The sequence below is a fragment of the Bacillus sp. MT94 genome, from assembly GCF_058792475.1.
The window spans coordinates 527,023-538,915 of record NZ_JBXAEZ010000003.1 but is presented as its reverse complement, the minus strand read 5'-3'; the positions used below and the strand labels follow the sequence as shown (position 1 = coordinate 538,915).

Sequence of the window (11,893 nt, the reverse complement as noted above, 5' to 3'; positions counted from 1 at the left end):
ACATTCATTAGTATCTTTGTAAAATAGCTAAATTCCATTTTAAATACTTAACTAAAAGTGAGTATATATGTTTTATCATTTGATAAGATATGACGGATATTAGTAAGCCGATGCAAAAGGCTATGAATACATTGTAAACATCGGAATAACTGATTTGATGAAACCCTTTAAAGAATCCTAATCCTATTAATAAGATAGGTGAAATAATTAATAACGGAGTGGCAATTATAAGTGCTAGAAGAAGCGGTAATAGAAAGAGTAATAGGAAAAAGGCGATAATGATACATATAAAGTTTAAAACACTTAAGCTCATAACAGAAAACAGTGCTGTCATAATATTTTTTAGGCTGCGCCTATTGTCAGCGTTACTTATTACATATGAAATATTAAGTTCTTTAGCGATAGTTTTAGGGTTTCCTAGCTTTTTAGAAATTTCCTCTTCAGATATTCCATCTTGTTTACCACTAATAAAATGAGTTTCGTACTCCGAGATAATATCCTCTTTTTCTAAATTAGGCATATTCCGTAGGGAAGAACTAAGTTGCTCTAAAAATTCATTTTTGTTCATAACAATCACTTTCCTTTATAAAATGATGAATTATGGCTGAAAATCCTATCTTTTTTCTAAACAGCACACTCAATCTATATCTACTTTTTGAAAGGAGATATACTAATTGTGAATAAAATTCCAAATAATGGGCATCCCGTTATTTACAAATATATCACTTACTATTATTCTTTGCAAGGTACTATAAATTTGTTAATAATGTGAATAGGTGGAAGTATTTTTGTACATTTTTAGAAGAGATATAAAAATGTTATTTTAAGATAAACAAAAGGTTGTAAGCGTATTCTTTAAATCTTGTCAAAATAATGTCGAATTCATATTGTTGGAAAAATAATGCATTTGTAATATAATGATAAATGATACTTCACCACATTAATTAACTAGGTGAAATTAAAAATCTTTATTACACAAATTATGAAACAAAGGGTAACTAACTGTTACGATTTATTTAACCAATTATAACGAAAGTTAATTAAATATATCAGTAAGCCCTGCTAGTCAAGTAATTGGCTAGTAGTGAGGGTTAACTGCGGGCAATCCCTAAAGCTGATTGAACTACAACGTGGCTAGAAATAGCGAGCGTGAATGTCGCGAAAGCAGAAAAAATCAATCAGATGATGCAAGGTTAAATCCTAAACATTAGAACAATGGGTCTTCCGCCTCGAATCATCTAAGTCAAAATGGATAGGATGAACGTTCAACGACTATCTCGTATAACTGACGAGAGTACATCACAAGCCTATGGTGGTGGAAAAATCCTCTATCTCTAAAGAGATAAACATATAGTCTGCGCTCATGTGAAAACATGAGAAGTTCATAAGAGAACTGGCTAAGGAATTGCGCCCTTAGTTGAACGAGATACATTTAATTAAATCTATCAAACCTCATTGAATCCATCGAACGTATGTGCTATGGTAGATTCAATGAGGTAAGAATAATAATGAAATTTTTACGAGTTAGTCAAGTATCAGAATTAACAGGTTTGCATCCGAGTAGTCTTACGAGAATGCTGGTGGAACACGCTACTATTCAGAAGAACAAATCTTTCATTAAAGGAGTTACATTCTGATGATATTGGCGAAGAAAGTCAGACTAATTCCAACGCCTGAACAAGAAAAATTGCTTAGAAACCATGCTGGTGCTGCAAGATTCGCTTATAACTATTGTAAAAGAATGAGTGATAGATACTATAAGCTATTTGGAAAATCTGTTTCACAGTTAGCTTTACAGAAACGATTTACAAAGATTAAGAAGCGAAAGAGATATGAGTGGTTAAAAGACATTAATGCACAAGTTCCCAAACAGGCTTCAAAAGATTTTGATACGGCGAGAAAAAATTCGTTCAAAAAGTACAAAAATGGTTCTCACACTTCTTATAAATCCAAAAAAGATTTAATTCAAGGATTTTATGCCAATTATGAAAGACTGGTTATAGGAAAGAAAGTCGTTCATATTCAGTCTATTGGAGAAGTGAAAACAAGCCAACAACTACCAAGAAATAAAAAACCATCCAACCCAAGAGTTACCTTTGACGGTCGTCACTGGTGGATTAGTGTAGGGTTCCAAGAAGACTTTGAATCACAAGAACTAACCGATGAGTCGATTGGTGTGGATGTTGGTTTAAAAGAGCTGTTTGTAGCTTCTAATGGTATGAAAGAACGAAATATAAACAAAGATGCCAAGGTTAAAAAACTTTTGAAAAGGAAAAAGTCAGCACAAAGAGATATGTCTAGGAGATTTAAAAAAGGTGTAAAAATTCAATCTACCGGATATGAAAAAGCGAAAGCTGAGCACCTGCGGTTATCTAGGAAAATTACGAATATCCGAAATAACCATATCCATCAAGCAACAGCTAAATTGGTGAAAACCAAACCAATGAGGATTGTTGTGGAAGACTTACCTATCTCAAACCTGTTAAAAAACAAAAAACTATCGAAAGCATTTTCATTTCAAAAATTAAACTTCTTCTTTCAATGTTTATCATACAAGTGTGAGAAGTACGGCATTGCGTATGTAAAAGCTGATAAATGGTTCGCTTCAAGCAAGATTTGTTCATGTTGCGGCGTTAAATACGACCATTCAGTTCAACCAGAAGGACAGTGGAGTTTAAAGATTCGTGAGTGGCGTTGTGCTTCATGCAATAGCTATCACGATAGGGATGTAAATGCGTCGATAAATTTATCAAGATGGGTAAAATAAATGCTTGATAATAGGAGGTAACGATACTGCCTCGTGTGGAGTGTTATACCCCTCGTCCCTTTGGGGTTGCGAGAACACGATGAAGCACTAACTCGTGTAAATTTGATTGAATTGTATAGATTTAGTTAAGTTTATCGTATCGGATGATTAGTTTGAGTACAGGTGTAAAAGTAAACGACGTGAAGACAAAAACAAAAGGAGCAGATCTTGTTGTTGATTGTTTAATTAAACAAGGTGTTACACATGTTTTCGGTATTCCAGGAGCAAAGATTGACTCTGTATTTGATGTATTGCAAGAAAGAGGACCAGAGTTAATAGTTTGTCGTCATGAACAAAATGCAGCATTTATGGCAGCTGCTATTGGTAGATTAACAGGGAAACCGGGCGTATGTCTTGTAACTTCAGGACCAGGGACATCAAATTTAGCGACAGGTCTTGTTACTGCGAATGCGGAGAGTGATCCCGTTGTTGCTTTAGCTGGTGCAGTACCGCGTACGGATCGATTAAAACGTACGCATCAATCTATGGATAATGCTGCACTATTCGAACCAATCACAAAATATAGCGTAGAAGTAGAGCATCCTGATAATGTGCCAGAAGCACTTAGTAATGCATTTCGAAGTGCGACTTCCACAAATCCGGGAGCTACTTTAGTAAGTCTTCCGCAAGACGTTATGACTGCGGAAACAACTGTAGAGTCTATCGGTGCGCTTTCTAAGCCACAGCTTGGAATCGCTCCCACACATGATATTACATATGTAGTAGAAAAAATAAAATCAGCGAAATTACCAGTTATTCTACTTGGTATGAGAGCGAGCACAAATGAAGTGACGAAAGCTGTTCGTAAATTAATTGCGGATACAGAACTTCCTGTTGTTGAAACATATCAAGCAGCTGGTGCGATTTCACGTGAGTTAGAAGATCATTTCTTCGGCCGCGTTGGATTATTCCGTAACCAACCAGGTGATATTTTACTAGAAGAAGCAGACCTTGTTATTTCTATCGGTTATGATCCAATCGAGTATGATCCAAAATTCTGGAATAAACTTGGCGACAGAACGATTATTCATCTTGACGACCATCAAGCAGATATCGACCATGATTACCAACCAGAGCGTGAATTAATTGGTGATATTGCCTTAACGGTAAATAGCATCGCGGAGAAATTACCGAAACTTGTATTAAGTACGAAATCAGAAGCGGTATTAGAACGATTACGCGCGAAATTATCAGAACAAGCAGAAGTTCCGAACCGTGCTTCGGAGGGTGTTACGCATCCACTTCAAGTGATTCGTACACTTCGTTCTTTAATTAGTGACGATACAACTGTTACATGTGACATCGGTTCCCATTCTATTTGGATGGCGAGATGTTTCCGTTCTTATGAACCACGTAGATTATTATTTAGTAACGGTATGCAAACGTTAGGTGTTGCACTTCCTTGGGCAATCGCAGCTACTTTAGTAGAACCAGGTAAAAAAGTAGTTTCCGTATCAGGTGACGGTGGTTTCTTATTCTCAGCGATGGAGTTAGAAACGGCGGTACGTTTAAATTCTCCAATCGTCCATCTTGTTTGGAGAGACGGCACATATGATATGGTTGCATTCCAACAAATGATGAAATACGGTAGAACATCAGCTACAGAGTTTGGTGATGTTGATCTTGTGAAATATGCGGAAAGTTTCGGAGCGTTAGGTCTTCGTGTTAACACGCCTGATGAATTAGAAGGGGTATTAAAAGAAGGATTAGCAGCAGATGGTCCTGTCATTATTGATATTCCAATTGACTATCGTGACAACATTAAATTAAGCGAAAAATTATTACCAAACCAATTAAACTAATGGAGGCAGATTTGAGATGACTGTTGCGCAATTAATTGATATTGATGCAAAAAAAACGAAAATGAGTAATGAAGTATATCAAACATCTACAATGCTTGCGCTATTAGATGGTATATATGATGGTGTGATTAGCTTTGAAGATTTGAAAAAACATGGTGATTTCGGCATCGGCACATTTGATCAATTAGATGGTGAAATGATTGCATTTGATAATGAATTTTATCATTTACGTTCAGACGGTTCAGCGGAAAAAGTAGAGCCAGAAGAAACAACGCCATTTGCGACTGTAACGTTTTTTGAAAAAGAAATGAGTTATACGGTAGAGCATTCGATGAATCGTGAAGAAGTTGAAGCATTATTACATGAATTAATGCCAAGTAAAAACTTATTTTACGGTATTCGAATGGACGGTACGTTCCGTGAAGTAAGGACGAGAACTGTTCCAAGACAAGAAAAACCGTATACACCGCTCGTTGAAGTGACGAAATCACAACCAATCTTTTCATTTGAAAATACAGAAGGTACGCTTGCTGGATTTTGGACACCAGATTATGCGCAAGGTATTGGTGTAGCTGGATTCCACTTACATTATATTGATGATGAAAGAAGCGGAGGTGGACATATTTTCGACTATGTTATAGAAAACTGTACGATCCAAATTTGTCAAAAAGCTCATATGCATTTAGCACTTCCAGAAACAGCTGATTTTATGGCGGCTGAATTATCAAGAGAAAACTTAGAGGATAATATTGCAACTGCGGAAGGCGCAGAGTAAAAAGGGAAGCCAATTCGGCTTCTCTTTTATTTTGAGTTACTCCCGATATGCGGAATAATGCTCATCAGAAATAGAATAGTTCTCTTTACCAGTTAAGGCTGATACTTCTACTAATTGATGTCCAAGCCCATCCCATACTGTAACAGTATATAAGGATGACCATTTAATATTCCCACGAGCGAGTCGGAAAGAATAATAGTCGTTATCTGTTGTTACTAAAACTTTGTTATAAATAATATTTTTCGTTTTTTTATTTTGTAAAATAAGGACAAAGTCTAGTTTATCTTCTTGTTTCGGAATTTGTAGTATTCTTGCTATAAACATTCCATTTGGATTTTTCTTCGTTTTATATACTTTTTCTGATTCTATTTTTAGTTCAGGTTTGCCTCTCATAGTCTCTCCCTTTACATATGTTTATTTCTTTGAAACAAACGGATGCCCGTCATAATAAAAACGCCACGGATAATGTACAGCTTCTTCTGCATAGTCGATATTAATACGAGGTCCTGCTGCTATTTTATATTGTGATGATATATGTTCATCTTTTGGGACCAGTTCAATATGCAATGTGTCACTTTGTAATGATAAGCCTCGTTCTTTTAAAGTAATTCCGAGTGCACGGCATAGTTTGCCAGGACCGCTTGTTAAGTTTTTATATTGCGCTTTTGTAATGTCTGTTTTGTTGTAGCGCGCTAGTTTTATTTCTTCAATACCGTCTACTGGCTCAAGGGCTCGAATGAGAACACCTTGCGGGGTGCCAACTGGTGCTGTAATAACGTTAAAACAATGGTACATACCGTAAATTAAATATACGTAAGCATGCCCTGGTGCGCCAAACATAACTTCTGTGCGATCTGTCCGTCTGCCGCCGTAACTATGTGCGGCCTTATCATCTGGGCCTTTATATGCTTCTACTTCTACAATGATTCCGCTTCGCTTTATTCCGTCTACAATATGAACAAGTTTTTGCCCGAGTAATTTTTTTGCGACTTCTAACGTATCGCCTTCATAAAAAGAAGGAGGTGCCTGCATTGTACTATCTCCTTTACTAAGTGTATATGTATATAGTAAACCAAATTTTCAGTAGTAATTCTAACTCGTTCTATTTGCTACATTTATTTCATAAATTATGGATAGAGTACAACAGCGAAGAGGGGGAGTGCGACATGATTTATCGCTTACTAGCTCTTAATATAGATGGGACACTACTATACAACAATGGAAAAATTGCAAAAGGATTAAGAGAAACAATTGAATTTGTGAAAAGAAAAGATGTATACGTTACGTTATTTACGAGCCGTAATTTTCAATCCGCTCATAAAGTAGCAAAGGCTTTAAAATTAGATTCTATATTAGTGACACATGGTGGTGCTTTCGTTTCAGCAACGTTAGATAAGCCGTACGTTCAAAGAAGATTGTCCGAAGAGAAGACTTTTAACATTGTGCAAGTGTTAGAGCACTTTGATTGTAACGTACGTATTTCTCATGAACGGTTTTCGATAGGAAATCGTGAGAGAACTACACCAAACTTAATTGCGCGCACTGTATTATCAAGCGCAGATCCGTTATTTTATCCAGTTCAATTTGTAGATTCGTTAGGTGACGCGCTTCGTGACCATCCGGTAGCGGCGCCAAAAATTGATGTTCTTTTCCAAAGTAAAGGTGAAAAAGAACGCGGGCTAAACACATTAAGAAAAGCATTCCAAGATGTAGAGTATGTTGAATGTGATTCAAAACGAATAGAAATCTTGCCGCAAAATGTATCAAAGTTACGCGGATTACAATTGCTTGGAGAGCATTTAAATATTTCGCTAAATGAAATGGTTGCGATTGGAGATAGTATGGAAGATTTAGAGGTTATTGAAAACGTGGGACTTGGTGTAGCGATGGGGAACGCACCTGTAGAGTTAAAGCAAGCAGCAGATTGGATTACACGTTCAAATAGTGAGAACGGTGTAGAGTACATGATTAAAGAGCATTTCCGTAAGCAATTCCCGCTTCCGTTTTTGAAGAATCATAAAAATACACCGAAACGATGACAGAAAAACGTAGCTTTTTGGCTACGTTTTTTTGTTTATCTTATTAAAAATAGTGAAAGCGTTTTAAAATATGAATTGTGTATGAAATCTATACAATTCACTTGAATCCTTTAGAAAACTAATGTAAAGTGGATGATGTTGCCAAAACAGTTACACCACATGAAATATTCTTCAGATTAATTTTATTGGGCTCCCATACGTAAAAGTATTTCCGCATGACAGTTTAGTTCACGTATTATTTCAAAAATGAATTGTAGCAATCTTATTAAGTAGTTGTAGTGTTTCTTTGTTTTATTTAAATGGATTATTTTAAGTTAATGTGAGTAAGGTTTGGTACATATGATATGTACTTCTTTTTGTGGTTTTAGGAAGTTTAAAAGGGGGAATGAATTTCTTGAGGAAATCATTTAATCAAAAAATTAAAAAGTTAAGTAGTAGTTTAATAGTTGTATTACTAATATGTATGAATTTTTTAATCCATTTACCATTAAAAGCAGAGGCAGCTACAACAGAATTAAAAGGTTTAGGTGATGTATCTTATTACAACGCCATCATTTTTGGAGATCATAGTGCAACGAGTGCGGATATTGAAGGTGCGATGGCTGTTCAGAAAAATATGAACGCATCAAGTTATACAGTCGTAGCGGCTGCAACTGGAGCAAATAACTTAGCTGGAGCAACTTGGGTAGATGAAGGATATCCATCATTATTACTAGGCGGTCAATTTACGAAAGCGGGAGCAGGACAGGTAATTATTCAAGATGGAACAGTGGCGATGACAAAAGACGGTGACCCAGATGGAGCAATGAAAACGTCATATGACCGTATCTCTTATAAAGAGCAAGCGGAGATTGATGCTAAGTTTAAAGAATTTAGAAAAGACGTTGATGGTGTAATTGGGGATGCAAGTAAACTATACACTGATAAGCCAAAACCTAATATGAGCTTTGGAATCGGTGAAGATGTAAACAACCCTAATATTTATGTCTCTTCAGGCCAGACGGGAAAGAAAGCATTTGATGTAAAAGACGTTTTTCTTCCGAATGTAGAGAATAAAGACTTTATTGTTATTTATTCAGATGCAGAAGAAGTGAGTTTTGGTGGCGGTGCAATTTTGTATGATACAAGAAATACTGGGATGGCGACGGATTTAATTAATACATCTCAAGCATACGATCCTAATTCATCTTTTACTGAGTTAGCTAGTAAGGTAATTTGGGTATTTCCTAATGCTACAAAGATAACAACTAAAGGTTATGGTGTAGTAGGTAGTGTGTTTGCACCTAATGCAGTTGTAGAAACAAAAGGTGGTTCTATTAATGGACAAGCCTATGTTGGAGGATTACACCAAAGAGATGGTTTTGAGGTTCATAACTTTAAATTTAACTGGCCAAAGTGGAATAAACCAGCAGTTGAAAAAGGACATTTACAAATTAAAAAAGTTGATGAAAACGATGAAAACATTGTTTTAAAAGACGCAAAATTTGATGTTATAGACAAAGATAATAACGTTGTGGCTACTGTTACAACAAACGAAAAGGGTATTGCGGAAGTTAAAGATTTACCACTTGGTGACTATTTTGTAAAAGAAATAAATGCACCAGAAGGATATATAAAAGTTGATACACCAGTCAAAGTAACAATTGATAATACAAACGTAATTGAACTTGTTATGAAGAATACGAAAAAAGTAGAGAATGGCCAATTTAAATTATTGAAAAAAGATAGTGAATCTGGTCAACTTCTACCAGGTGCAAAATTTGATGTTATCGATAAAGATGGGAAAGTTGTGGAAACAATTGTTACAGATGATAAAGGTGAAGCCTTATCGAAACGACTTCCAGTTGGAAGCTATACATTAAAAGAAGTAGAAGCACCGAAAGGATATGAATTATCATCTAGTTCAGTTTCTGTTGATGTAGAGGCTAATAAAGTATTGACTGTAGATGTGGTGAATAAAAAGATCCCCGAAAAAGTAACAGGTCAATTTGAAATTGTGAAAGTAGATGCGGAAGATAAAACGAAAGTATTATCAGATGCAGAATTCGAAGTATATAAAGATGGTAAAAAAGTAGATACGTTACGAACAGATAAAACTGGTAAAGTAGTTTCTCAGAAATTAGAACCAGGAACATATACATTAAAAGAAACGAAAGCACCACAAGGATATAAATTGTTAAAAGAAGAAATTGAAGTCGTTGTGGAAGCGGACAAAGTAGTAGAAGTACAAGTAGAAAATGCAAAAGAACTAGGAAGCTTACAAGTAATCAAAAAGGATGCAGAAAGTGGAAAAGTTCTAGCAGGTGCGGAATTTAAATTAAAGAACGAAGCTGGTCAAGTAGTTGGAGAAGCGAAAACAACGAATAAAGACGGCGTTGTGAAATTCGAAAGCTTAGTGCCAGGAAAGTATACGTTAGAAGAAACGAAAGCGCCGGAAGGTTATAAAGCGCTAGAAGTGACAGTAGAAGTGAACGTTGTAGCGAACGAAGTAGTAAAACAAGAAGTTACGAATGAAAAAGTAACGGGTCAATTCGAAATCGTGAAAGTAGATGCGGAAGATAAAACGAAAGTATTATCAGACGCAGAATTCGAAGTATATAAAGATGGTAAAAAAGTAGATACGTTACGAACAGATAAAACTGGTAAAGTAATTTCTCAGAAATTAGAACCAGGAACATACACATTAAAAGAAACGAAAGCACCACAAGGATATAAATTGCTAAAAGAAGAAATTGAAGTCGTTGTGGAAGTAAACAAAGTAGTAGAAGTACAAATAGAAAACGCAAAAGAACTAGGAAGCTTACAAGTAATCAAAAAGGATGCAGAGAGTGGAAAAGTTCTAGCAGGTGCAGAATTTAAATTAAAGAACGAAGCTGGTCAAGTAGTTGGAGAAGCGAAAACAACGAATAAAGACGGTGTTGTGAAATTCGAAAACTTAGTGCCAGGAAAGTATACGTTAGAGGAAACGAAAGCGCCGGAAGGTTATAAGGCGTTAGAAGTAACAGTAGAAGTAAACGTTGTAGCGAACGAAGTAGTAAAACAAGAAGTTACGAATGAAAAAGTAACAGGTCAATTCGAAATCGTGAAAGTAGATGCGAATGATAAAACGGAATTGTTATCAGGTGCAGAATTCGAAGTGTATAAAGATGGTAAAAAGGTAGCGGAACTGAAAACAGATGAGAGTGGAAAAGTGATGTCACCAAAATTACCGCTAGGTGAATACACAGTGAAAGAAACGAAAGCACCAGCGGGCTACAAGCTTTCAAATAAAGAATGGAAAGTAACAATTCAAAACGAGAAAGAAGTAGTAAAAGTAGAGGCAGAAAACGAAAAAATCTTAGGTTCTCTACAAATTATTAAAATGGATGATAAAGATCAAACGAAACGCTTAGCAGGCGCAGAATTTACATTGAAAGATGCGAAAGGAAATGTTGTAAAAGAAGGAATTACAACAGATAAGTCTGGAACGGTTAAAGTAGACGGACTTGTGCCAGGGGAATATACGTTAGAAGAAACAAAAGCACCAGAAGGTTATGAGTTAACAAAACAAATAATTCATGTAACAGTTGACGGTGAAAAAGTTGTTGATGTAAAAGTAACGAACAGTAAGAGTCTTGGTCAATTCGAAATTGTAAAAGTAGATGCGGAAGATAAAACGAAAGTATTATCAGACGCAGAATTCGAAGTGTATAAAGATGGTAAAAAAGTAAATACGTTACGAACAGATAAAACTGGTAAAGTAGTTTCACAGAAATTAGAACCAGGAAAGTACACATTAAAAGAAACGAAAGCACCACAAGGATATAAATTGCTAAAAGAAGAAATTGAAGTCGTTGTGGAAGCAGACAAAGTAGTACAAGTACAAGTAGAAAATGCAAAAGAACTAGGAAGCTTACAAGTAATCAAAAAGGATGCAGAGAGTGGAAAAGTTCTAGCGGGTGCGGAATTTAAATTAAAGAACGAAGCTGGTCAAGTAGTTGGAGAAGCGAAAACAACGAATAAAGACGGTGTTGTGAAATTCGAAAGCTTAGTGCCAGGAAAGTATACGTTAGAAGAAACGAAAGCACCAGAAGGTTATAAAGCGTTAGAAGTAACAGTAGAAGTAAATGTTGTAGCAAATGAAGTAGTAAAACAAGAAGTTATGAATGAAAAAGTGAAAGAAGAAATTACAGGTCAATTAGAAATTACAAAGGTAGACGCTAATAATACAAATAAAATATTAGCAGGCGCAGTGTTTGAAATTTGGAAAGACGGAACAAAAATCGACACATTAACAACAAATAAGAGCGGTAAAGCGACTTCTAAGAAGTTAGAACCAGGAGATTACACTTTAAAAGAAATCCAAGCGCCAGAAGGATATACTTTATCCGATAAGGAAATGAAATTTACGATTTCTAATGAAAAAATTGAATTTGTAAAACTTCAAATTACAAATAAAAAAGATACAGAAAAAGGTCCGGAAAAACCAGGT

General features: G+C 35.6%; 9 protein-coding genes. 6 read left to right on the top strand and 3 right to left on the bottom strand.

What is annotated here, in order from left to right; translation table 11 throughout:
- Positions 1-7 precede the first annotated feature (7 nt).
- A complete protein-coding gene (locus tag AC1Q51_RS14445; RefSeq protein ID WP_001038638.1) occupies positions 8-568 on the bottom strand; it encodes an HAAS signaling domain-containing protein in 561 nt (186 codons plus the stop codon).
- Between the two features lie 940 nt (positions 569-1,508).
- Between AC1Q51_RS14445 and AC1Q51_RS14440 the strand changes: the two genes are divergently transcribed.
- The 4 genes from AC1Q51_RS14440 to alsD all read left to right on the top strand — a co-directional run bounded on the left by AC1Q51_RS14440 (position 1,509) and on the right by alsD (position 5,383).
- Positions 1,509-1,637, top strand: a complete 129-nt coding sequence (locus AC1Q51_RS14440) for a hypothetical protein (RefSeq protein ID WP_000670740.1) — start codon at positions 1,509-1,511, stop codon at positions 1,635-1,637.
- Positions 1,637-2,767, top strand: a complete 1,131-nt coding sequence (locus AC1Q51_RS14435) for an RNA-guided endonuclease InsQ/TnpB family protein (RefSeq protein ID WP_090978512.1) — start codon at positions 1,637-1,639, stop codon at positions 2,765-2,767. Before AC1Q51_RS14440 ends, AC1Q51_RS14435 begins: the two co-directional genes overlap by 1 nt.
- Before the next feature lie 152 nt (positions 2,768-2,919).
- Positions 2,920-4,608 (top strand): acetolactate synthase AlsS, encoded by a 1,689-nt coding sequence (gene alsS, locus AC1Q51_RS14430; RefSeq protein ID WP_090978513.1) that lies wholly within the window; start codon positions 2,920-2,922, stop codon positions 4,606-4,608.
- 16 nt (positions 4,609-4,624) lie between these two features.
- The gene (gene alsD, locus AC1Q51_RS14425) at positions 4,625-5,383 is read left to right on the top strand and encodes an alpha-acetolactate decarboxylase (RefSeq protein WP_492331570.1); all 759 of its coding nucleotides are present in this window, start codon (positions 4,625-4,627) and stop codon (positions 5,381-5,383) included.
- 36 nt (positions 5,384-5,419) lie between these two features.
- On the opposite strand, the gene AC1Q51_RS14420 is transcribed toward alsD, so the two are convergent.
- Both AC1Q51_RS14420 and AC1Q51_RS14415 read right to left on the bottom strand, forming a co-directional pair.
- Positions 5,420-5,776 carry a hypothetical protein gene (locus AC1Q51_RS14420; RefSeq protein WP_001214381.1) on the bottom strand — a complete coding sequence of 119 codons (357 nt, stop codon included), beginning with the start codon at positions 5,774-5,776 and terminating at the stop codon, positions 5,420-5,422.
- A gap of 21 nt (positions 5,777-5,797) precedes the next feature.
- Positions 5,798-6,415: a DNA-3-methyladenine glycosylase gene (locus AC1Q51_RS14415; RefSeq protein ID WP_001148792.1), complete on the bottom strand. Its 618-nt coding sequence runs from the start codon at positions 6,413-6,415 to the stop codon at positions 5,798-5,800.
- 134 nt (positions 6,416-6,549) lie between these two features.
- Between AC1Q51_RS14415 and AC1Q51_RS14410 the strand changes: the two genes are divergently transcribed.
- Entirely contained in the window at positions 6,550-7,422 is an 873-nt protein-coding gene (locus AC1Q51_RS14410; RefSeq protein ID WP_061660059.1) for a Cof-type HAD-IIB family hydrolase, read from the top strand.
- Positions 7,423-7,816: 394 nt separating this feature from the next.
- Positions 7,817-11,893, top strand: a 4,077-nt coding sequence (locus AC1Q51_RS14405) for an MSCRAMM family protein (RefSeq protein ID WP_492331569.1), incomplete at its 3' end; no start/stop codon positions are given.

Coding starts and splice junctions, on each gene's coding strand:
- AC1Q51_RS14435 (WP_090978512.1), top strand. CDS start 1,637: ATGATATTGGCGAAGAAAGTCAGACTAATTCCAACGCCTGAACAAGAA.
- AC1Q51_RS14440 (WP_000670740.1), top strand. CDS start 1,509: ATGAAATTTTTACGAGTTAGTCAAGTATCAGAATTAACAGGTTTGCAT.
- AC1Q51_RS14410 (WP_061660059.1), top strand. CDS start 6,550: ATGATTTATCGCTTACTAGCTCTTAATATAGATGGGACACTACTATAC.
- AC1Q51_RS14420 (WP_001214381.1), bottom strand. CDS start 5,776: ATGAGAGGCAAACCTGAACTAAAAATAGAATCAGAAAAAGTATATAAA.
- alsD (WP_492331570.1), top strand. CDS start 4,625: ATGACTGTTGCGCAATTAATTGATATTGATGCAAAAAAAACGAAAATG.
- AC1Q51_RS14445 (WP_001038638.1), bottom strand. CDS start 568: ATGAACAAAAATGAATTTTTAGAGCAACTTAGTTCTTCCCTACGGAAT.
- AC1Q51_RS14415 (WP_001148792.1), bottom strand. CDS start 6,415: ATGCAGGCACCTCCTTCTTTTTATGAAGGCGATACGTTAGAAGTCGCA.